At 71.0% G+C, this 22,183-nt stretch carries 18 protein-coding genes and 1 pseudogene; 13 read left to right on the plus strand and 6 right to left on the minus strand.

Translation table 11 applies throughout. The annotated features are described in order from the left end of the window. Positions 1-67 precede the first annotated feature (67 nt). The 3 genes from ABZ098_RS16430 to ABZ098_RS16440 all read left to right on the plus strand — a co-directional run bounded on the left by ABZ098_RS16430 (position 68) and on the right by ABZ098_RS16440 (position 2,626). A complete protein-coding gene (locus ABZ098_RS16430; protein ID WP_356591523.1) occupies positions 68-577 on the plus strand; it encodes a flavin reductase family protein in 510 nt (169 codons plus the stop codon). A 225-nt stretch (positions 578-802) separates the two neighbouring features. Beyond that, positions 803-1,591 (plus strand): electron transfer flavoprotein subunit beta/FixA family protein, encoded by a 789-nt coding sequence (locus ABZ098_RS16435; protein WP_356591525.1) that lies wholly within the window; start codon positions 803-805, stop codon positions 1,589-1,591. Positions 1,592-1,663: 72 nt separating this feature from the next. Next, positions 1,664-2,626, plus strand: coding sequence for an electron transfer flavoprotein subunit alpha/FixB family protein (locus tag ABZ098_RS16440; RefSeq protein WP_356591527.1), 963 nt, complete (start codon positions 1,664-1,666; stop codon positions 2,624-2,626). 58 nt (positions 2,627-2,684) lie between these two features. On the opposite strand, the gene ABZ098_RS16445 is transcribed toward ABZ098_RS16440, so the two are convergent. Then, positions 2,685-3,578: an endonuclease/exonuclease/phosphatase family protein gene (locus ABZ098_RS16445; RefSeq protein ID WP_356591528.1), complete on the minus strand. Its 894-nt coding sequence runs from the start codon at positions 3,576-3,578 to the stop codon at positions 2,685-2,687. Positions 3,579-3,769: 191 nt separating this feature from the next. Here ABZ098_RS16445 and ABZ098_RS16450 point away from each other — a divergent pair, with 191 nt between their 5' ends. Together ABZ098_RS16450 and ABZ098_RS16455 are read left to right on the plus strand one after the other, a co-directional pair. After that, positions 3,770-5,077, plus strand: a complete 1,308-nt coding sequence (locus ABZ098_RS16450) for an aldolase/citrate lyase family protein (protein WP_356591530.1) — start codon at positions 3,770-3,772, stop codon at positions 5,075-5,077. A 112-nt stretch (positions 5,078-5,189) separates the two neighbouring features. Next, a complete protein-coding gene (locus ABZ098_RS16455; RefSeq protein ID WP_356591531.1) occupies positions 5,190-7,349 on the plus strand; it encodes a protein kinase in 2,160 nt (719 codons plus the stop codon). Here the strand turns inward: ABZ098_RS16455 and ABZ098_RS16460 are convergent. Together ABZ098_RS16460 and ABZ098_RS16465 are read right to left on the minus strand one after the other, a co-directional pair. Continuing rightward, positions 7,295-8,119: a hypothetical protein gene (locus tag ABZ098_RS16460; protein ID WP_356591533.1), complete on the minus strand. Its 825-nt coding sequence runs from the start codon at positions 8,117-8,119 to the stop codon at positions 7,295-7,297. The two genes, ABZ098_RS16455 and ABZ098_RS16460, sit on opposite strands and share 55 nt — an antisense overlap. A 6-nt stretch (positions 8,120-8,125) precedes the next feature. After that, the gene (locus ABZ098_RS16465) at positions 8,126-9,175 is read right to left on the minus strand and encodes a LacI family DNA-binding transcriptional regulator (RefSeq protein WP_356591535.1); all 1,050 of its coding nucleotides are present in this window, start codon (positions 9,173-9,175) and stop codon (positions 8,126-8,128) included. Positions 9,176-9,370: 195 nt separating this feature from the next. Between ABZ098_RS16465 and ABZ098_RS16470 the strand changes: the two genes are divergently transcribed. Then, positions 9,371-10,321 (plus strand): ROK family protein, encoded by a 951-nt coding sequence (locus tag ABZ098_RS16470; protein ID WP_356591537.1) that lies wholly within the window; start codon positions 9,371-9,373, stop codon positions 10,319-10,321. Between the two features lie 88 nt (positions 10,322-10,409). Here the strand turns inward: ABZ098_RS16470 and ABZ098_RS16475 are convergent. Beyond that, positions 10,410-12,424: pseudogene (locus ABZ098_RS16475) on the minus strand (NPCBM/NEW2 domain-containing protein). Positions 12,425-12,577: 153 nt separating this feature from the next. Here ABZ098_RS16475 and ABZ098_RS16480 point away from each other — a divergent pair. From ABZ098_RS16480 to ABZ098_RS16510, 7 genes are all read left to right on the plus strand, one after another. Continuing rightward, entirely contained in the window at positions 12,578-12,772 is a 195-nt protein-coding gene (locus ABZ098_RS16480) for a hypothetical protein (protein WP_356591539.1), read from the plus strand. A gap of 227 nt (positions 12,773-12,999) precedes the next feature. After that, a complete protein-coding gene (locus tag ABZ098_RS16485) occupies positions 13,000-14,040 on the plus strand; it encodes an NUDIX domain-containing protein (RefSeq protein ID WP_356591541.1) in 1,041 nt (346 codons plus the stop codon). A gap of 367 nt (positions 14,041-14,407) precedes the next feature. After that, a complete protein-coding gene (locus ABZ098_RS16490; RefSeq protein WP_356591543.1) occupies positions 14,408-15,436 on the plus strand; it encodes an ABC transporter permease in 1,029 nt (342 codons plus the stop codon). A gap of 76 nt (positions 15,437-15,512) precedes the next feature. Continuing rightward, positions 15,513-17,180 (plus strand): ABC transporter substrate-binding protein, encoded by a 1,668-nt coding sequence (locus ABZ098_RS16495; RefSeq protein ID WP_356591545.1) that lies wholly within the window; start codon positions 15,513-15,515, stop codon positions 17,178-17,180. A gap of 87 nt (positions 17,181-17,267) precedes the next feature. Next, positions 17,268-18,260, plus strand: coding sequence for an ABC transporter permease (locus tag ABZ098_RS16500; protein ID WP_356591547.1), 993 nt, complete (start codon positions 17,268-17,270; stop codon positions 18,258-18,260). Positions 18,261-18,286: 26 nt separating this feature from the next. Further along, a complete protein-coding gene (locus ABZ098_RS16505; RefSeq protein ID WP_356591549.1) occupies positions 18,287-19,363 on the plus strand; it encodes an ABC transporter ATP-binding protein in 1,077 nt (358 codons plus the stop codon). After that, complete coding sequence (locus tag ABZ098_RS16510; protein WP_356591551.1) at positions 19,360-20,484, plus strand: dipeptide ABC transporter ATP-binding protein; 1,125 nt, start codon at positions 19,360-19,362, stop codon at positions 20,482-20,484. The genes ABZ098_RS16505 and ABZ098_RS16510 overlap by 4 nt, the downstream gene beginning before the upstream one ends. Here ABZ098_RS16510 and ABZ098_RS16515 read toward each other — a convergent pair. Beyond that, positions 20,382-21,488, minus strand: coding sequence for a protein kinase family protein (locus tag ABZ098_RS16515; protein ID WP_356591553.1), 1,107 nt, complete (start codon positions 21,486-21,488; stop codon positions 20,382-20,384). The genes ABZ098_RS16510 and ABZ098_RS16515 overlap by 103 nt on opposite strands. Next, positions 21,428-22,135: an MBL fold metallo-hydrolase gene (locus ABZ098_RS16520; protein WP_356591555.1), complete on the minus strand. Its 708-nt coding sequence runs from the start codon at positions 22,133-22,135 to the stop codon at positions 21,428-21,430. The genes ABZ098_RS16515 and ABZ098_RS16520 overlap by 61 nt, the downstream gene beginning before the upstream one ends. Positions 22,136-22,183: the final 48 nt, after the last annotated feature.

Here is a 22,183-nt window from a genome sequence, read left to right on the forward strand (position 1 = left end):
GCGCGCGCTGTCCGGCCTGTTGAGCAGCCACGGTCCAGCTCGACACTCCGCGCAGAAGGAACCCCGCATGACGGCCACGTCCGCACTCGGCACCCCTCACCTCGCCTCTCCCGACCTCCTGCGCTCCGTCTTCCGGCGGCACGCGGCGGGGGTCGCCGTGATCACCGCGAGCGGCGACGCCGGCCCGGTCGGCTTCACCGCCACCTCCCTCGCCTCGGTCTCCGCCGAGCCCCCCATGCTCTCCTTCGGGATCGGCACGGGCGCCTCCAGTTGGCCCGCGATATCCAGGGCCGAACACGTGGGCGTGCACATACTCGGCGAGCACCAGGAGGAACTGGCCGCCACCTTCGCCCGCAGCGGAGCCGACCGCTTCGCCGCGCCCACCGCCTGGCACGAGGGACCCGAGGGTGTCCCCGTCCTCGACGACGTGCTCGCCTGGCTGGTGTGCCGGGTGCACACGCGCGTGCCCGCCGGTGACCACCGCATCGTCCTGGCCGAGGTGCGGCTCGGTGACCCCGCGGGCTCCGGCCGGCCTCTGCTGTACCACCAGGGCCGGTTCAACGGCCTGCGCGACTGATCGGCTCATCAGCGCTTCCGCTGGTGTGCGGGGCCGTCGAGTTCCGATTACGCTGCGTTGCGAAGGTCACAGTTCAAAGCGCTTGCTTAGCGGGCAGGAACTGTATGTACTGGTGAGTAATATTGCGGTCGGAGCACAGCCCGCCCCGACCGGGATCGGCCGCTTGGGGCGCCTATGCTGCCTGCAAGAGGCAGCCGAAAATGACGATGCAGTAGGAGAGCCGGCGTGAGCTTGAGGATCGTTGTCACTGTGAAGTACGTGCCCGACGCCACCGGCGACCGGCACTTCGCCGATGACCTGACCGTCGACCGGGACGACGTGGACGGTCTGCTCTCCGAGCTGGACGAGTACGCGGTCGAGCAGGCGCTGCAGATCTCGGAGAACTCCGACGACGACGTCGAGGTCACGGTCCTGACCGTCGGCCCCGAGGACGCCAAGGACGCGCTGCGCAAGGCGCTGTCCATGGGCGCCGACAAGGCCATCCACGTCGAGGACGACGACCTGCACGGCACCGACGCGATCGGTACCTCCCTGGTGCTGGCCAAGGCGATCGAGAAGGCCGGCTACGACCTCGTGGTCTCCGGCATGGCCTCCACCGACGGCACCATGGGCGTGGTCCCGGCCCTGCTGGCCGAGCGCCTGGGCGTCCCGCAGGTCACCCTGCTGTCCGAGGTCTCCGTCGAGGACGGCACCGTCAAGGGCCGCCGCGACGGCGACGCCGCCTCGGAGCAGCTGGAGGCCTCCCTGCCGGCCGTCGTCTCGGTCACCGACCAGTCGGGCGAGGCGCGTTACCCCTCCTTCAAGGGCATCATGGCGGCGAAGAAGAAGCCGGTGGAGTCCTGGGACCTGTCCGACCTGGACTTGGACGCCGAGCAGGTCGGCCTGGAGGGCTCCTACACCACGGTCGACTCCGCCGCGGAGCGTCCGGCCCGCACGGCCGGCACGATCGTCAAGGACGAGGGCGAGGGCGGCAAGCAGCTCGCCGAGTTCCTCGCGAGCCAGAAGTTCATCTAAGGGTCCTGGCCCGCTGAGGCTCAAACCCCCTTCCGCCCCTTAAGACTTCGCAATCCGCAGGAGAGCATTCCCATGGCTGAAGTTCTCGTCTACGTCGACCACGTGGACGGTTCCGTCCGCAAGCCCACGCTGGAGCTGCTGACCCTGGCCCGCCGCGTCGGCGAGCCCGTCGCCGTCGCGCTGGGCAACGGCGCCGCCGACACCGCCGCCACGCTCGCCGAGCACGGCGCCGTCAAGGTCCTCACCCACGACGCCTCCGAGTACGCCGACTACCTCGTCGTACCCAAGGTCGACGCCCTCCAGGCCGCCGTCGAGGCCGTCTCCCCGGCCGCCGTGCTGGTGCCGTCCTCCGCCGAGGGCAAGGAGATCGCCGCCCGTCTGGCGCTGCGCATCGGCTCCGGCATCATCACCGACGCCGTCGACCTGGAGGCCGGCGACTCCGGCCCGGTGGCCACCCAGTCGGTGTTCGCCGCGTCCTTCACCACCAAGTCCCGTGTCTCCAAGGGCACTGCGGTCATCACCGTCAAGCCCAACTCCGCCGCCGTGGAGGCCGCCCCGGCCGCCGGTGAGGTGTCGGAGCTGAGCGTGACCTTCTCCGCGCAGGCCACCGGCACCAAGGTGACCGGCCGTACCCCGCGCGAGTCGACCGGTCGCCCCGAGCTGACCGAGGCCGCGATCGTGGTCTCCGGTGGTCGTGGCGTCAACGGCGCCGACAACTTCGCGATCATCGAGGCCCTCGCCGACTCGCTCGGCGCGGCCGTCGGTGCCTCGCGTGCCGCGGTGGACGCCGGCTGGTACCCGCACACCAACCAGGTCGGCCAGACCGGCAAGTCCGTCTCGCCGCAGCTCTACATCGCCAACGGCATCTCCGGCGCGATCCAGCACCGCGCGGGCATGCAGACCTCGAAGACGATCGTGGCGGTGAACAAGGACGCCGAGGCCCCGATCTTCGACCTCGTCGACTACGGCGTCGTCGGCGACCTCTTCGACGTCGTCCCCGCCCTCACCGAGGAGATCAAGGCCCGCAAGGGCTGATCCCGCTCCGGGTGTACGAGGCCCCCGTGACCGCCGACGCGGTCGCGGGGGCCTTTGCTCATCCCAGGGTGAGCGTGGCCTGCACCGGCAGATGGTCGCTCGGGAACTGCCCGTTCACCGAGAAGGTGTTGATGGTGGCCCGGTGGACGGTCGTGCCGGGCGTGGCGAGGATCCAGTCGATGCGGTCGCCGTCCGGGGTGAGGGGTTTGTAGCCGTGGAAGGTGGCGTACAGCTTGCCGCGCTCGGCGGCCGCGTCCCAGGTGTCGACGAGTCCCGTGGCGAGCAGGATGTCGTACGCCCGGTTGTCGTGGGCCTCGGCGTTGAAGTCCCCGGTCACCAGGACCGGTAACGCCCGGTCGAACCCGGCGATCTTCTGGCCGAGGAACTGCGCGGAACGCTCGCGCGCGTACTGGCCCACATGGTCGAAGTGGGTGTTGAGGACGTAGAACTCCCGTCCGCGGGCGGCCCGGTCGCGGAAGCGGACCCAGGTGACGATCCGGGGGAGCGCGGCGCCCCAGGTGTTCGAGCCGATGACCCCGGGTGTGTCGGAGAGCCAGTGCGTGTCGTGCTCGACGGGGGCCAGGCGGCGGGTGTCGTAGAAGATCGCCGTGGACTCGTCGTGGCTGCCGCCCTCGCGGCCGGTGCCGATCCAGTCGTAGTGCGGTCCGAGGTCGGAGTGGATGTCGAGCAGTTGCTGGTAGAGGCCCTCCTGCGTGCCCATCAGGGTGGGGGACTCCTGGCGCAGCAGTCGGCGCATCACCGGGCGGCGAACGGCCCAGCTGTTGGGTTCGGAGGTGCTCGCGAAGCGCAGATTGAACGTCATGACATCGAGTCGGCGGTGGTACGGCTTGGCGGCGGAGGCCGGCAGCGTGCCCATCAGCGGCACGGTGACGGCGGCGGCCACGGCGGTTCTGAGGCCCATGCGACGCGTCATTCTGTGGGTGTCCGACATGTTGTTTCCCTCCCGACGGGACAGGATGAATGTTCGAGCCGGAGTGCGGTAGACGGCGTAGCGGATCTCGGCACCTTGCGTGAACGCGGCTGCTCATGCTGTGGACGGGGTGTTGACCGTCGGGAAGCTTCGCGGATAACTTCGCTCTACGGATTGTTGATTCCGTAGAGCGGAAAACTGGAGGGTGTGGGATGGGTCAGGGCCAGCAGGAGCAGGTGGCGACGAGCCTCGCGGGAGCCGTCAGCGAGGAGATCAGCGCCTCCCTCGCGCCGGTCGACGCCGCACTGGAGCGCCGCTACCCCGGAGACCCCGGCAGCCGCCAGCCCGTGCACACCGTCTACGTCCCCGGTGACGTGTTCGCCGCCGACACCGTCCGCTCCTGGGGCGAGAAGGCCCTCACCGCCCTCGACGAGCACGCCCCGGACGCCGCGTCCTTCGCCGCCGTCCTCGGCCTGTCCGACGAACTCGCCGAACCCGTCTACGCGCGCGTGCGGGCCAAGCTGGCGCACGAGCCGATCGAGGACCTGCGCGTCGACTTCGAGGACGGCTACGGTCCGCGCCCGGACGCCGAGGAGGACGAGACGGCGGCCCGCGCGGCCCGGCTGATCGCCGAGGCGTACAAGAACCGCACGGCGGCGCCGTACATGGGCATCCGCATGAAGTGCATGGAGGCGGCCGTCCGGGACCGGGGCATCCGGACCCTCGACGTCTTCCTCACCGGTCTGATGGCGGTCGGCGGCCTGCCCGAGGGGCTGGTGCTGACCCTGCCGAAGGTGACGTACGCCGAGCAGGTCACCGCGTTCGTCCGGCTCCTGGAGGCCTTCGAGAAGGCGCACGGACTGGACTCCGGCCGGATCGGCTTCGAGATCCAGATCGAGACCAGCCAGTCCATCCTGGCCACCGACGGCACCGCCACGGTCGCCCGCATGATCCAGGCCGCCGAGGGCCGAGCCACGGGACTGCACTACGGCACCTTCGACTACAGCGCCTGCCTCGGTGTCTCCGCCGCCTACCAGGCCAGCGACCACCCGGCCGCCGACCACGCCAAGGCGATCATGCAGGTCGCGGCGGCCGGCACCGGCGTACGCGTCTCGGACGGCTCCACCAACGTCCTGCCGGTCGGCCCGACGTCGAAGGTCCACGACGCCTGGCGGCTGCACTACGGCCTCACCCGCCGAGCCCTGGCCCGCGCCTACTACCAGGGCTGGGACATGCACCCCGGCCACATCCCCACCCGGTACGCGGCCGTGTTCGCGTTCTACCGCGAGGGCTTCGAGCAGGCGGCCGGCCGGCTCGCCCGCTACGCCAACCGGACCGGCGGCGACGTCATGGACGAGCCCGCCACCGCCAAGGCGCTCAGCGGCTATCTGCTGCGCGGTCTCGACTGCGGCGCCCTCGACATCGGCGAGGTGGCGCGGCTGACCGGCCTGACCCGGGCCGATCTGGAGGGGTACGCGGGGCCCCGGCGCGGTGATCTGACCGTCTCGCTTCGCGATTAGGTCACCGGAAGACGTAGCGGCCCTGTCACAGTCGCAACCGCCGACTGGAGTTGTCACTCCTGCCCCGTAGTCTGTACCGCACGCATTGACGTGTCACAGGAACGGGGCAGCGGTGTCTTCGGGGGAGACCAAAGGAAAGGGCCAGGACGAGGCGGGTCGGCTCCTGGCCGGGCGTTATCGTGTCGTGGCCCAGCTCGGGCGCGGCGGCATGGGCGTGGTCTGGCGGGCCGTCGACGAGGTCCTCGGCCGCGAGGTCGCGGTCAAGGAACTGCGCACCTACACCGACGCCGACGGGCCCGAACTGGCCGATTTGCGGCTGCGGATGCAGCGCGAGGCCCGGGCAGCGGCCCGGGTCCGCCATCCCGGCGTCGTCGCGGTGCACGACGTGGCCGAGGTCGACGGGCGCCCGCTGATCGTCATGGAGCTGGTCGAGGGCCCCTCCCTGGACCAGGTGCTGCGCAAGCAGGGGACCCTCGGCCCGCGTGAGGCGGCCGGCATCGGCGCCAAGGTCATGGACGCGCTGGCCGCCGCCCACGCGGCCGGCGTACTGCACCGGGACGTCAAGCCCGGCAACATCCTGCTCGACCGCTCCGGCCGCGTTCTGCTCACCGACTTCGGCATCGCCACCATGGACGACCCGGGCGACGGCTCGGCCACGAACCTGACCCGCACCGGCCATCTCGTCGGTTCCCTGGACTACATGGCCCCCGAGCGCGCCCAGGGCGCCGACCCGGGACCGGCCTCCGACGTATGGGCCCTCGGCGCCACGCTGTACGCGGCCCTCGAGGGGGCCTCGCCGTTCCGCCGTACGTCGACGTTCTCCACGCTCACCGCGATCGTCGGCGAACCGCTCCCCGAATCCCACCGGGCCGGCCCCCTCGGGCCCGTCCTCCAGCGCCTGCTGGACAAGCGGCCCGAAGCCCGCCCGGGCGCCGAGGAGGCACGCGCGCTGCTACAGGCCGTGGCGGACGGGCCCGAGCCCGGGGCGGACAGTGCCACGACGACCCTGCGGGGTACGGCGGGACCAGCGGGGCAGGGCGAGACAGCTCCCGACGCCCCGGCGGCGGCGACGGCATCGGCCGGTTCCGGGGCGGCGGATCCGACGAGACCGGGGGCGGCGCCGGGACCCGGATCACAGGCGACCGAGGCGGCCGAGCCGGCCCCGGGGACCGGGCGGCACGAGACGGCGGGCACCGTGGCCGCACCCGGACCGGGGGCCGCGCAGCCGACCGCGCACGCGGCGGCTCCGGGGCCCGGGACTCCCGGGCACGGCACACTGGGTGTCCAGGGCAGCGGTGGCTTCGGGCAGCACGGTCAGGGGCAGCCCGCCGCGGGCGCTTCGGGGCAGGCCGAGGCCCCGGCACAGTGGTGGGTGGGGTCCGCTCCCCAGGACGATGCCGCTGGACGGGCCGGTTCGCCGGAGCAGGGCTTCGGTGGCCCTTCTCAGCGCGGCGGTCCGGCACACGGCCCAGGGGCGTCCATCGCCCCTCCGGGACCTTCGGCGCACAGCTTCGGGATGTCCCGAGACACGGCCCCCATGGAGCCCGCCCGTACGTCCCGTCGCAACAAGCGTGCCCTGCTCGCCGCCGCGGCCGTCACGGTCGTTCTCGCGGTGGCCGGCACGGTCGTCGCGCTGATGAACAACGCGGGCAAGGCCGAGGCCGACGCCCGCCCGAGCGCGGCCGGCACGAGTTCAGCGGCCTCCGCCGCCACCTCCACCGGCACCGACGCCGACCCTTCCGGCAACGCCGCGCTGACGGACGGGGAGGCCGGGAAGAAGACCCCGGGCGCGAAGGCGACGCCGGGCAAGGAGGGCGGTGCCAAGCCCACGGGCCGTGCCTCCGCGTCCGCGACGGGGAAGTCCGGCGGAGGCTCGAGCGGCGACGGCGGCGACGGCGGCGACGGCGGCGACAGCGGGGACGAGGGCGGGAGCGGCTCCGGGAGCGGGGGTACCTCAGGGGACGGCGACGCCGGCACTCCGGCCCCGGCCCCGGCCTGCACCGCCATCGGCGGCGGCAAGTACAACTGCACCGTCTGGAAGACCGCCAAGTCCTACACCGCCTCCGGCGCCGAGGCTGGTGTCCTCTACGCGGGCACCAACTATTTCTTCTGCCAGTCGAACCTGGGGCGCCGCGAGACCTCCGGCGAGTGGACCAACGTCTGGTGGGCGAGGACGGACGACGACAGCGGCAACACCGGCGTCTACGTCAGCGACGTCTACATCAAGGGCGGGAACAACGACGAGCCGGTGCCGGGACTCCCCGTCTGCTGAACCGTCATGTACCGCTCCAGGCCGGACTCCGCGACCCGCTTCTCGTCGGCGAACAGCCGGGTGCCCGCCGCACACAGGTGCCGGTCGGCGCGCGCCCGGGCCACGAACTCCTCCGGGGTGACGCCGAACAGCGCCCGCAACCGGGCCGATCCCACCAGGAGTTCGGTCAGCAGCTCCCGCTGACCGGGGTGGGTGCGCGGGGCGCCGGTGCCGTCGTGCAGGACGCCGTGGCGGTTGACGTACGCGTGGACGCCCGGCAGCGTGACACCGCCGGGCAGCTCGACCCGCACCTCGGGCGCGGGCAGCCAGGCCCGTCCGTAGTTGCCGTGCGGCAGCGGCACCCCCTCGCTCGCGTCGATGACCGCGAGCTGCTCGGCGTCCAGCCAGATGACGAACAACTCCCGTACCGAGTCCGGCGCTTCGAAGGGCGACGCGGACACGTACCCCATGCGGCTCACGTGCGCGGACACGCCCACGTCGACGCCTCTCGCCCGCGCCTTGACCATCGGGATCGGCGAGGTGATCGCGAACTCGGCCATCTTGTGCCGCAGTTGCCCCGGACTGGCGTTGGAGCCGACCGCGAGGACGGGCGCGCGGCCCTCGTCCCACCACCGGTCGAGGGGCAGCGGTCCGTCGAGGGGCACCAGCCGGTCACCGTCGAGAAGAGCGGAGACCGTCGGCCAGGCGCCGGGGTAGAGCAGCGGATGGTCGCGAGGAGCCTCGGCCAGGCCGAGTGCCTCCAGGGTGAATTCCAGGGTGACGTCGTCCACGGCTGCTCAGTCCGCCGGCGGCAGCTCGCCCGAGCCCCGGGTGATGAGCCGGGTCGGCAGTTCGATCCGCTCCGGCGTCAGCAGCGTGCCGTCCAGCTGGCGGAACAGCCGCTCCGCCGCCGTACGCCCCAGCGTCGCCGCGTCCTGGGCGACGACCGTGACACCCGGCTGGAGCAGATCGGCGAGTTCGATGTCGTCGAAGCCGACGAGGGCGACCCGGCGGGAGTGTTCGGCGAGGACCCGGATCACGGTGACCGTCACCCGGTTGTTGCCGGTGAAGATCGCGGTGACGGGGGAGGGCCCGGAGAGCATCTCCTCGGCCGCCCGGCGCACTCGCTGCGGGTCGGTGACGCCCAGCGACGTCCAGGCGCCCGCCACCTCGATGCCGGCGTCCTCCATGGCGGCCCGATACCCGCGCAGTCGCTCGGCGGCCGTGTGGATGCGGGGCATGTCGCCGATGAAGCCGATCCTCCGGTGGCCGTGGGCGATGAGGTGGGCCACGGCGTCGCGGGCACCGCCGAAGTTGTCGGAGAGGACCACGTCGGCGTCGATCCGGCCCGCCGGACGGTCCACGAACACCGTGGCGACGCCCGCCTTCAGCTCCGGCTCCAGATAACGGTGGTCGTCGCCGGCCGGAATGACCACCAGGCCGTCCACCCGCCGTGCGCACAGCGCGAGGACCAGTTCCTGCTCGCGCTCCGGGTCCTCGGCGCTGGAGCCGTTGATGAGCAGGGCACCGTTGGCCCGGGCCACCTCCTCCACGGCACGGCTGAGCGGGCCGTAGAACGGGTCGGCGAGGTCCTCCAGGACCAGGCCGATGCTGGCGGTACGGCCCTTGCGCAGCACGCGCGCGCTGTCGTTGCGGCGGAAGCCGAGGGCCTCGATGGCCTCCCGGACCCGGTGTTCCGTCTCGGGTGTGACGCCCGGTTCGCCGTTGACCACCCGGGAGACCGTCTTGAGTCCGACGCCGGCTCGCGCGGCCACGTCCTTCATGGTCGGGCGGTTGCCGTACCGGGTCGTGGAGAGGCGGTCTGCTCGGCTGTGGGTGTCGGGCACGATACGGCGTCCTGTCCTGTCGTCGACGGGGATGCGACGGTGCATGATTTTGTATGAGGATGTGGCGTCGAGCATAGAGCCTGGACAACGTTGTCAGATGCGGGAGAGACTGTCCAGCGCAATCTGTCGGCCAGCGCCCCCACCGCGAGACCGGCCTGTCCATTCCTCAAGGTTGACCGGGGAGAACTGACACTGATGCACACCGACCTCGTGGCTGCGCTCGACATCGGCGGCACCAAGATCGCCGGAGCGCTGGTGGACGGCCACGGCCGGATCCTGCTCCGGGCGCAGCGCGCCACACCCGCGCAGGAGGACGGCGAGAGCGTGATGCGTGCCGTCGAGGAGACCCTCGGCGAGCTCACGGACTCGCCGCTGTGGGGACGCGCCACCGCACTCGGCATCGGCAGCGCGGGCCCGGTGGACGCCTCCACCGGCACCGTGAGCCCGGTGAACGTGCCGGGCTGGCGCGACTTCCCGCTGGTCCGCAGAGTCCAGGAGGCGGCCGGCGGGCTCCCCGTGGAGCTGATCGGCGACGGTGTGGCCATCACGGCGGCGGAGCACTGGCAGGGGGCCGCGCGCGGCCACGACAACGCGCTGTGCATGGTCGTGTCGACCGGCGTCGGCGGCGGCCTGGTGCTGAACGGCGAGCTGCACGCCGGGCCCACCGGCAACGCCGGTCACATCGGGCACATCAGCGTCGACCTCGACGGCGACCCCTGCCCGTGCGGCGCGCGCGGCTGTGTGGAGCGCATAGCCAGCGGTCCGAACATCGCCCGGCGCGCTCTGGAGAACGGCTGGCGGCCCGGTCCCGACGGCGACACGTCCGCCGCCGCGGTGGCCGCCGCGGCCCGGGGCGGCGACCCGGTCGCCGTGGCCTCCTTCGCCCGGGCGGCCCAGGCGCTGGCCGCCGGTATCGCGGCCACCGCGACCCTCGTGGAGATCGACATCGCGGTCGTCGGCGGCGGGGTCGGCAAGGCGGGTGACGTCCTGTTCGAACCGCTGCGCAAGGCGCTGGCCGACTACGCCACCTTGTCCTTCGTCCAGCGCCTGACGATTGTGCCCGCGCAGATGGGCACGGACGCCGGCCTGGTCGGGGCGGCCGCGGCGGCGCTGGCGAAGCGGACCGACACGGCCGCGGTGGTCTGACGACACCTGGGCCGACAGCGCGAGAGAAACGTTCACGCGGCGGCCGGGTCCGAAGACGGGCCCGGCCGCCACGCATGTACGGCGGCGCTCAGCAGCTCAACCGCGCGTCGGCCCAGTCTGCGTGGTCCGAGTCGATGCCGTCGCCCCCGTCGGTGACGACCAGCCGGACCACCTGGGCGCCGGTGACGTCGGCGGTGAGCGGCTGGGCCGGCATGGCGTTGGTCAGCACGCCGGTGGCCGCCGCCTTGGTGCCGTCCGCCCACACCTCGAAGGCGACCGTGCCGTCCGCGCCCTTCTCGTCGTCGACGCCGACCTGCGCGGAGACCGTCTCGCAGGCCCCGCCCGTGTAGTACTCGACGGAGCTCTCCGCGTGCACCCCGAGCCCCTTGGCGTACACGACCGCGCCGACGGTGATCGGATGACCGTCGCCGGCGGCGGCCTCCCCGTTGCTGGTGTCGCGTTCGACGGGACCGTAACCGTTGGCGGTCGACAGCCACGGCAGATCACCGAGGCCGGAGGTGCCCGTGGGCGGCGGGACCACCACGGTCGCGCCGAGGGCAGCGTGCTGTCGACCCGGACACCGGTCGGTGAGCGGTAACTCGCCTTGAGCGTCAGGTCGTACGACCCCGTCGGTGTCCCCTGAGGTGCGGTGACCGACCAACTCGTGCGCAGGGAACGGCCCGTGGGCAGGGCAGCGGCGGAGGTCGGCGAGGTCGCCTTCACGGCCCAGCCCTCGGGGCCGGACAACCGGACGGAGACCTGCCTGGCCGGGGTGCGTCCCAGGTCGGTGACGGTGGTCGTCAGCGCGGCGGGTATGCCCGCCCGGACCAACGGGCTGCCGTCCAGGCCGAGTTCGGCGGCGGGCGGGTACTGCTGCCACCTGCGGTCGGCGGTGACCCGTACGAGAACCGTGCCGTGCGCGGGGACGGTCGCCGAGATCGTGCCCGCGGTGTTGTAGCTCCTGTGCTGCCACAGGTCGCGCAGGGTGTACGCGTCGGCGCCGGGCAGGCCGACGGCCGCGGCGGTGGTGGTGACGCGCTGCGGGCGGCTCGACTCGTTGAACAGGGCGACCGTACGGCTGCCGTCCTTCATCTCCTTGGCGACGACCCAGCGCCCGCCCTCGGACGAGACCACGGCGCCCTGCTTGCCCAGCGGGTCCTGGTCGACGGCGATGACCTCCTTGTTGCCGAGGATCTCGAAGGTCTCCGCGGAGGCCGAGCGCAGGTCGCTGCCGATGAGCAGGGGTGCCGCCATGACCGACCACATCGAGAAGTGCGAGCGGTACTCGGTGGCTGTCATGCCGCCGTTGCCGACTTCCAGCATGTCGGGGTCGTTCCAGTGGCCGGGGCCCGCGTAGGGCGCCAGCGGCAGGTTCTGCTTGAGGATCGACAGCATCGAGCCCCAGGTGTCGCTGATGTCACCGGTGGTCCGCCACAGGTGACCGACGCCCGAGGCCCACTCCCAGGGCTTGTTCTGGCCCCATTCGCAGATGCTGTAGACGATCGGTCTGCCGGTCGCCTTCAGGGCGTCGCGCATGGTCGTGTAGCGCAGCTCGGCGTCCACGCCCTGGTTGTTGCAGTTGTCGTACTTGAGGTAGTCCACGCCCCAGTCGGCGAACTGCTGGGCGTCGCTGTACTCGTGGCCCAGCGCGCCCGGGAAGCCGACGTTGCTGCACGTCTTGGTGCCCGCGCTGGTGTAGATGCCGAGCTTGAGGCCCTTGGAGTGCACGTAGTCGGCGACGGCCTCGATGCCGTTCGGGAAGCGGGCCGGGTCCGGGACGAGCTTGCCGTCGGCGTTCCGGTCCGGCAGGGCCCAGCAGTCGTCGAGGTTGACGTACTGGTACCCGGCGTCCTTGAGGCCCTTGTCGACGAAGATGTCCGCGATCCCCTTGACCATCGGCTCGTCGAACTCGGCCCGGCAGTGGGTGGAGTTCCAGTTGTTGAAGCCCATGGGCGGGGTGAGGGCGAGACCGCCGGCCAGGGCGGGCGAGTCCGCGCCCTCCTCGTCCGCGACCGCGGGAGCGGCCCAGCGCACCGCGAACAGCAGCACCGTGAGTGCGGTGACCATCCTTCGGCGGGTCGTGCGGGTGTGAAGGTGACGCATCGTTACGTTCCTCCGAACCAGCGGAAGGCGTCATGACGGCATGTACGCGTCATCTTGTGGTCGTTCACGTTAGGACGTGTCGGACTGTGGTGGAAGGGAGCGGCCGGGCACACGGCAGCGTGACCCATTGCGTCCGGTGCCGTTGATCAGGCCATGAAGAAGCGCAGCATGCTCGCCATCGCCTCCCTCGCCACCGGCTTCGTCGTCGCGGCGGTCACTCCCTCGCACGCCCTGGGCGAGGAACTCGACCACCTCGACGTCGACAAGACCCTCAGCTCCCTCGATCACACCGTCACGGACGAGAGCCTGGACGGCCTGGACGGGACCGCCCTCGGGCAGGGTGGCTGACGAGACCTCGCGGCTCGGGCGAACGGGCCGACCGGTTCCACGAACAGCGGACCCGCCCCGCCGACGTGCGGGGCAAGGGCGCCGGGCATCCGCACGGCGCCGACGGCACCGGGGCTCCTCCGACGAGGGGCCCCGGTGCCGTGTCCGTGTGCCCTCATCTGCGGCTGGTTTCCGTGGCAGGGTGGAACGGGCAAGCCTCAGGGGGCCAAACAGAAGAGGGGGAGTCCGTGATCGTCTGGATCAACGGCGCGTTCGGTGCGGGGAAGACCACCACCGCACGGGAACTGATCGAACTGATCCCGAACAGCACGCTCTTCGACCCCGAGGACATCGGCGCGGCGGTCGTGCGTCTGCTGCCGCCCAAGCACCTCGCCGAGGTCGGCGACTTCCAGGACCTGCCGATCTGGCGGCGCCTGGTGATCGACACGGCGGCGGCGATGCTCGCCGAGCTCGGCGGGACCCTCGTGGTCCCCATGACCTTGCTGCGCCAGGAGTACCGCGACGAGATCTTCGGCGGCCTCGCCGCCCGCCGGATCAGCGTCCGGCACATTCTCCTCACTCCGGCGGAAACGATCCTGCGTGAACGAATAGCCGGGCGGGAGACCCCGCCGACCCTGCCGCTCGGCGAGATGGGACAGGGGCACTGGGCGTACGACCGCATCGAGCCCTACCGGTCCGCCCTCGCCTCCTGGCTCACCGCCGACGCCCATCTGGTCGACACCAGTGCGCTCACCCCGTACGAGACGGCCGTCCGCATCGCCGAGGACCTCGGCGCCGGGACCGTGCCCGCGTGCGACATCGTGCAGACCCCGGAGCCCACCGCCGAGACGGTGGCCGCCGGGGTCCTCCTCTTCGACGAGCAGGACCGGGTGCTGCTCGTCGATCCCACCTACAAGGCCGGCTGGGAGTTCCCCGGCGGTGTCGTCGAGCCCGGCGAGGCGCCCGCGCGGGCCGGGATGCGCGAGGTCACCGAGGAGACCGGCATCCGACTGGACGACGTACCGCGTCTCCTCGTCGTCGACTGGGAACCGCCCGCGCCTCCCGGATACGGCGGACTGCGCCTCCTCTTCGACGGCGGGCGGCTCGACTCCACCCGGGCGGGGGCCGTTCTGCTCCCGGGTCCGGAACTGCGCGGCTGGTGTTTCGCGAGCGAGGAGGAGGCCGCCGAGCTGCTGCCCCCGGTCCGCTACGAGCGGTTGCGGTGGGCGCTGCGGGCCCGGGAGCGCGGGGCGGCGCTGTACCTGGAAGCCGGGGTTCCGACCGGCTGAGACCCGGATGGGGCCCCGTCGGCGCGACCGTCGACGGGGCTTCGCTGTGTTCGAGACACGTTCGAGTCAGGCAAGTGGAGTGCGAGAACCCGCCAAGGGAATCGTCGCGATACCTCCATGTCAGAGCTAACGAAACTTCTCGCCCTCGCCAACTCTTGGCAACGAGCGCAAACAATCCCCTTTTCGGTCATTTTCCGCCTTGACCGGCCTCTCGGCGTGTTGCCACAGTCCGCTCAGTCTCACGGCGCCGACAACGGCCGGCGACCGACGTCTTTCCCCCAGGGAACAGCCCCATGACGAGACCCCGTCCGCCGGCGACGGCCACAACCCCGCGCCAGCCCCAGCACCTACCCGGGACGTCCGCACGATGACGACGCAACAGCAGCCGATGCCCGCCGACACCGGCACCACGCAAGCCGGTGAACCGACGCCGGAACCGCGGAGCGACGGCACGGCCATCACCGGGCGCTCGCCCGCCCGGATGGCCTGGCGGCGCATCCGACGGGACAAGGTCACCATGGCCGCGTTCGTGATCACGGTGCTCTTCATCCTGATCGCGCTGCTGGCTCCGGTCCTGACGGCGATCACCGGCTGGGGGCCGATCACCCCCGACGGCAAGGCGATCGACCCCGACACCGGGAACTTCCCGCGCGGGGCGCTGGGCGGCATCACCCTCACCCACCTCCTCGGGGTCGAACCGGGCACCGGCTACGACCTGTTCGCCAGGATCGTCTACGGCCTGCGCACCTCGCTGTTCGTCGGCTTCGCCTCGGCCGTGCTGTCCACCGTCGTCGGTGTCGTGGCCGGCCTCGCGGCGGGCTACTCCGGCGGCTGGGTCGACTCCGTGCTGTCGCGGATCATGGACGTGATGCTGGCCTTCCCGCAGCTGCTGTTCATCATCGCGCTGACCCCCGTCATCCAGAACGCGATGCAGACCAACAGCCACGGCGGCACCGACGAGAACCTCCGGCTGCTGGTCCTGGTCCTGAACATCGCGGTGTTCGCCTGGGCCTATACCGCACGCCTGGTGCGCGGGCAGGTCCTGTCGCTGCGCGAGCGGGAGTTCGTCGACGCCGCGCGGATCATGAGCGCCGGGAAGTGGCACATCCTCTTCCGGCAGCTGCTGCCCAACCTGTGGGCGCCGGTCCTGATCTCCTTCGCGCTGGCCGTCCCGCAGAACATCACCACCGAGGCGGCCCTGTCCTACCTCGGCGTGGGCGTCATCCCGCCCAACCCGGACTGGGGGGCGCTCCTGTCGGACGCCTCGCAGTTCTTCCTCCAGGACCCCATGTACCTGTTCGTCCCCGGAGTCCTGCTGCTGATGCTCGTCCTGGCGCTGAACCTCCTCGGCGACGGCGTCCGGGACGCCCTGGATCCCCGCGCGGCCCGCGGCTGACGCGGTCCCCTCAACACCGGCGCGCACGGCCCCACTTGGGCAGCGGCCGAGCCGTACAAGAACGGAGTGTTACCTCATGACGCGCAGAAGGCGCTCGATCGCGCTCGCGGCCACCGCCGTGGCGATCGCACTGGGGGCCACCGCATGCGGGGGCTCCTCCAGCACCACCGGGAGCGGCTCCCCGACCAAGGGCGGCACGCTGACTGTCCTGGACCACGCCGACTTCGACCACCTCGACCCCCAGCGCGTCTACACGACCGAGGGTTCGAGCATGGACCAGGAGCTCGTGCGCACCCTGACCGGCTGGGACGAGACCGGCTCCCAGCCCAAGCTCGTCGGCGACCTCGCCACCGACACCGGAACGCCCAGCAAGAACGACACGGTGTGGACCTTCCATCTGCGCAAGGGCGTCACCTGGCAGGACGGCAAGGCGGTCACCGCGCAGGACGTCAAGTACGGGGTCGAGCGGTTCTTCTCGCCCGACATCAACGGCGGCCCGCCGTACGCCAGTCAGTGGCTGGTCGGCGGCTCCTCCTACAAGGGGCCCTACTCGGGCAAGGAGCTCGCCTCCATCCAGACGCCGGACGCGTCCACCATCGTGTTCCATCTCGACCAGCCCGTCACCGACTTCAACCAGGCGACCGCCATGCCCGGTTGGTCGGCGGTGCCCAAGGCCCACGACACGGGCTCCACGTACGACACGCACGTCTGGTCCGACGGCCCGTACATGATCAAGTCGTACACCAAGAACAAGGAACTCGTCCTCGTCAGGAACACCGCCTGGAAGCAGTCGACGGACCCGATCCGGCAGCAGAACGTCAACGAGATCGACGTGCAGCTCGGTCAGGACCAGTCGGCGATCGACCAGCAGATCAAGTCCGACGCCGGCAGCGCCCAGACCTCGATCATGCAGTGGCCGATCGCGGGCTCCGACCTGACGACCATCTCCGGTGACCCGTCCCTGAAGTCGCGCCTCTACAACATCCCGGCCCCGGGCATCAACTACCTCGCGATCAACACCACCCGGGTCAAGGACCTCAAGGTCCGCCAGGCCATCGAGTACGCGATCGACAAGACCACCGTCCGCGGCGCGTTCGGCGGCAAGGCGTACGGCGACTACGCGAGCACGATGCTCAGCCCCGGCATCGGCGGCTACAAGAAGTTCGACCTCTACAGCACCAACCCCGCCGGAGACATCACCAAGGCCAAGGCGCTGATGAAGCAGGCCGGCAACCCCAAGCTCACCATGTCGCTGGCGGTGGAGAACACACCCACCCTGGAGCACTTCGGCGACGCGGTGAAGACCTCGCTCGGCAAGATCGGCATCACGGTGAACATCACCCCGATCGACGCGGCGAACTACTTCAGCAACATCGACAACGTGAAGAACCAGTACGACCTGACCTGGGGCGACTGGATCGCGGACTGGCCGAACGCCTCCACCGTGCTGCCCGTGCTCTTCGACGGACGCCAGATCGCGAAGCTTCCGCAGTCCAACCAGGACCTGTCGTACCTCGACGACCCCGCGGTCAACTCCCAGATCGACAAGATCGCCAAGATGACCGACATCAAGCAGGCCGACACCGCCTACGGCGCCCTGGACGAGCAGATCATGAAGGACGCCGCCGTGGTCCCGCTGATGTACATGAACTTCAGCGAACTGGCGGGCTCCAAGGTCGGCGGGGTCATCTCGGACCCCATCCTCGCCGAGCCCAGCCTGGTCCACGCCTACGTCAAGAGCTGACCGTCCAGAGCTGACGCTTCCCTCCCATGCCCGCCGGCGGCCCCGGCCGGCGGGCACACCCCCTCTCACGTCAGGGCCCAGCACGACATGCTTCGTTACCTCATCCGGCGCCTGCTGGCAGCGGCCGCGATCCTGCTGGTGATCACCGTGATCACCTTCGTGATCTTCTTCGCGCTGCCGTCCGACCCCGCGCTCCTGGCCTGCGGCAAGACCTGCTCGCCCTCCCGGCTGGCCGAGATCAAGCATTCGCTCGGGCTCGACCAGAGCTTCCTCACCCAGTTCTGGGAGTTCTTCAAGGGGCTCTTCGTCGGCCGGGACTTCGGCGACCAGAGCGTCCGCGTGCACTGCGGCGCACCCTGCCTCGGCATCTCCTTCCAGACCGACAGCCCGGTCCTCTCCACCCTGCTGGACGACTTCCCCGCGGACCTGTCGCTCGGTCTGGGAGCCGCGGTGTTCTTCCTGATCCTGGGCGTCGGCCTCGGCACCCTCGCCGCGGTCCGCCGGGGCAGGGCGGCCGACAAGGCGGCCGTAGGACTCGCCCTGCTCGGAGTCTCCGTGCAGATCTACTTCGTAGGCCTGCTGCTGCTCTACCTGTTCGTCGACAAGTGGCAGATCCTGCCCGCCTCCGGCTACACACCCATCACCCAGAACCCGTCCGCCTGGTTCCAGGGCCTGATCCTGCCGTGGGCCACCCTCGTCATCGTCTACCTCGCCCTGTACACCCGGCTCACCCGCTCCTCCATGCTGGAGGTCTTCGCCGAGGACTACATGCGCACCGCCCGCGCCAAGGGCCTGTCCACCGGCAAGGTCGTCCTCAAGCACGGTCTGCGGGCCGCGATCACCCCGATCATCACCATCTTCGGCATGGACGTCGGCTCGCTGATCGGCGGCTCCGCCGTCATCACCGAGTCGGTGTTCGGCATCAACGGCATCGGCAAACTCGCGGTCGACTCGGTGCAGAACTCCGACCTGCCGGTCATCCTCGGCACCACGCTCTTCGCGGCCACCTTCGTCGTGCTCGCCAACGTGGTCGTCGACGTGGTCTACGGCCTCGTCGACCCCCGCGTCCGCCTCGCCTGAGCCCCTCACCGCAGCAAGGAAATCCCGTGTCCCTCCTGACCTCACCGCAACCGGCGGCCGCCGATCCCGCGTCCGCCCCCTTCCTCGACGTACGGGACCTGCGCGTGCACTTCCCGACCGAGGACGGGATCGTCAAGTCCGTCGACGGCGTCTCCTTCACCCTGGAGAAGGGCAGCACCCTCGGCATCGTCGGCGAGTCCGGCTCGGGGAAGTCGGTGACCTCACTGGCCCTGCTGGGGCTGCACAAGGGCACGCGTGCCGAGGTCTCGGGCGAGATCCGGCTGGACGGCAGGGAGTTGGTCTCCCTTCCCGAGCACGACATGCGTGCCCTGCGCGGCCGGACGGTCTCCATGATCTTCCAGGACCCGTTGTCCGCCCTCCACCCGTACTTCACCGTCGGCGCCCAGATCGCCGAGGCCTACCGGGTCCACCACAAGGTCTCCAGGAAGGAGGCCCGGGACCGTGCCGTGGAGATGCTGAAACGGGTCGGCATCCCGCAGCCCGAGCGGCGGGTGCGGGACTACCCGCACCAGTTCTCCGGCGGTATGCGGCAGCGCGCGATGATCGCCATGGCGCTGGTCTGCGACCCCGAACTGCTCATCGCCGACGAGCCGACGACCGCCCTGGACGTCACAGTCCAGGCGCAGATCCTCGACCTGATCCGCGATCTCCAGGAGGAGTTCGGCTCCGCGGTCATCCTCATCACCCACGACCTGGGTGTGGTGGCCGACATCGCCGACGACATCCTGGTGATGTACGGCGGCCGCCGCATCGAGTACGGCACCGTGCACGACGTGCTCAAGGAGCCCCAGCACCCCTACACCTGGGGTCTGTTGGAGTCGATGCCGCAGATCACCGGTGACGTCGGGCGGCGCCTGAACCCGATCGCCGGGTCCCCGCCGAGCCTCATCAACCCTCCCGGCGGCTGCGCCTTCCATCCCCGCTGCACCTACAAGGGCTGGGTGCCCGGGGGGCGTTGCGCGGTGGACCGGCCGGAGCTGGCGCCCGTCTCCGGCACCGGCCGGCATCTCGCCGCCTGCCACCTCACCCCGGAGACCAGAACAGAGATCCGCGACCGTACGGCCGCCGGGGCCGCACAGTGAGGGCGGCGGACGGACAGGAGCATGCCGTGAGCACCACACAGCCCGCCGCCGGGGAGCACCTGCTCGAAGTCAGCGGCCTCACCAAGCACTTCCCGATCCGGCACGGGATCGTCTTCCAGCGGCAGATCGGGGCCGTGCACGCCGTCGACGGCATCGACTTCACGGTCGGCGCCGGGCAGTCGCTCGGCCTGGTCGGCGAGTCCGGCTGCGGCAAGTCGACGACCGGCCGGCTCGTGACCCGGCTGCTGGAACCCACGGCCGGGAAGGTGGTCTTCGACGGCGAGGACATCACCCACACCCCGGAGAACCGGATGAAAGAGGCCCGCCGGAACCTCCAGATGATCTTCCAGGATCCGTACTCCTCACTAAATCCCCGGCACACGGTCGGCACGATCGTCGAGACGCCGATGCGGCTCAACGGGATCAACCCGCCGCAGGGCCACAAGAAGCGGGCGCAGGAACTCCTGGAGACGGTCGGTCTCAGCCCCGAGCACTACAACCGCTACCCGAACGAGTTCTCCGGGGGCCAGCGCCAGCGCATCGGGATCGCCCGCGCGCTCGCCCTGCGTCCGAAGCTGATCGTGGCCGACGAACCGGTGTCGGCCCTGGACGTCTCCATCCAGGCGCAGATCGTCAACCTGCTCCAGGACCTCCAGCGGGAGTTCGGCATCGCGTTCGTCTTCATCGCCCACGACCTGGCCGTCGTACGGCACTTCTGCGAGCGGGTCGCGGTGATGTACCTCGGCAAGGTCGTCGAGGTCGCGGACCGGGAGACCCTGTACACGCGTCCGCGGCACCCCTACACCCACGCGCTGCTGTCCGCCGTTCCCGAGGCCGACCCGGACGGCACCCGGCGCCGGGAGCGCATCCGGCTCGCCGGGGACGTGCCCTCACCGGTCGATCCCCCCTCCGGTTGCCGCTTCCGCACCCGCTGCTGGAAGGCACAGGACAAGTGCGCGAGCGAGGAACCGCCGCTGGTGCGTCTGTCGGGCAACGCCGACGGCCACCTGACCGCCTGTCACTTCCCGGAGGAGCCGAGCGTCGAGGCCCGGGACGAGGACATCGTGCTCGATCCGGCGCTGACGGCCGCTTCGGGGGACAGCGCGTCCACCTCGGCGTGAGGGTAGGGGGTGAGCCTGCTCTCCTGTTCCAGACGGCGGTTGAAGTCACCGACGTGGACCGCCAGTCGGGCATGACGTGAGATGAGCGCGGCGGCGGCCTCGGGGATTCCCTCGGGGCGCCTGCCGTCGGCGCAGTCCCGGATGAAGTCCTCGCGGTCGTCCCGGGCGAGGCCGTACTGGTCGACGACCAGCCAGTGGACGAGGTAGGAGAGGGCGTAGGCGCGGTCGTAGTGGCGGTGGCGGGCGTGGAAGTCGCGTTCCGGCGGGGCGAGTCGGAACCGGCTGGACAGGGCGAGCCCGTAGTCGGTCAGGTACAGCTGTCGTCCGTCGGTGAGGATGTTCCTGAAGTGGGCGTCGAAGTGGACGAGTCGCTGCTCCCGGAGGAAGTCGGTGACCGTTTCGAGACCGTGTTCCACAAGGGCGCAGGCCGAGTCGGCGTCGTCCGAGCGGAGCCGCTCGTGGAGCCAGTCGTGGACGGTGTACGGCTGGTGCTCCAGAAACAGCGCCAGGCTCGCGGACGCGGTGCGCAGGGCCTCGATGCGGGCACGGCCGCCGCCCCAGTAGGCCACAGCGCGTTCCGCGTCGGCGAGCTCCGCGGGAAGCGACTGTCGCGCCTCGGGCAGGACACGCCAGTGGTGCAGCAGCGGGAAACCCGGGAAGCGGCCGGCGCGCACCCAGTTCGTCGTCATCTCGTGCACGGCCAGTTCGCGCCAGGCGCCGAAACCGGGGCTGCCGATGGCGCCGATGCCGTAGTGGAAGTGGGGCGGCAGGTCGAAGAGGTTCGCGGTGGAGCGGACGTGGTCGGGGTGGAGTTCGGTGTCGGTGAGCGGAACCCGCTTCACGAACACCCGCACGCCGTCCACCTCCACCGACGTCGTCCGTCCGCCGATTCCGTCACCGGCGGGCGTGCCGGACCTCACGAGCTCGGCGAGGTCGCGGTCGCTCAGGAGGGCGAGTGCGGTGGCGGTGTCGGCGTGGTCGCTGAGTCGCGCGGGGGAGACCATGACCCCATGATCGGTCCCCCGTGGCCGCAGCACGTGATGCGGGCACCGACGGCCGCCAACTCCGCGAAGGAGCGCAGGGTTCGGGCTCGGTCGACGTTGAACACCCCGGGTATCACCTGGCCGTCCACCGGCGACGTGGCCACCGCGTCCCCGGTGAACAGCACCCCGTGGGTGGGGAGATGGAGTGCGATGCTGCCGGGTGTGTGGCCGGGGACGTGAAGGACCCGCGCGCCGCCGCCGACGTCGAGCGGATCGCCCGCGGACAGCTCCGTGACCTTCGACGGTCGCTCGAACCCGCCCCGCGGCAGTTGTCGCAGGGCTTCCGCGTGCAGAGGGCGCTCCCAGTCCTCGAACACCGGGGACGGGCCCGGGACTTCGCCGCGTACGGCGGGGGCGTCCAACCGGTGCGCCAGCACCTCGGCGCCGGTCAGGGCCGCCAGCTCGGCCGCCCCGCCCACGTGGTCCTCGTGGAAGTGGGTGAGCACGATCCGTCGCAGGCGCCCTTCGACGCGGGCGGCGATCGGCGCGGCAGAACCCGCCGGACCGGCGTCGATCAGGGTCGACCCGTCGCCGTCGCGCCAGAGATACGCCTGACCGACCGGGAAGCGCAGGAGGTGGAGACGGGGGAGGAGTTCGATGACGTCCATGGGACGACCGTAGAAAGGCCCCCGTCCATGGACGAGGGCCTTCTGCCG

Source organism: Streptomyces sp. NPDC006335 (assembly GCF_040612795.1).
GTDB lineage: Bacteria > Actinomycetota > Actinomycetes > Streptomycetales > Streptomycetaceae > Streptomyces.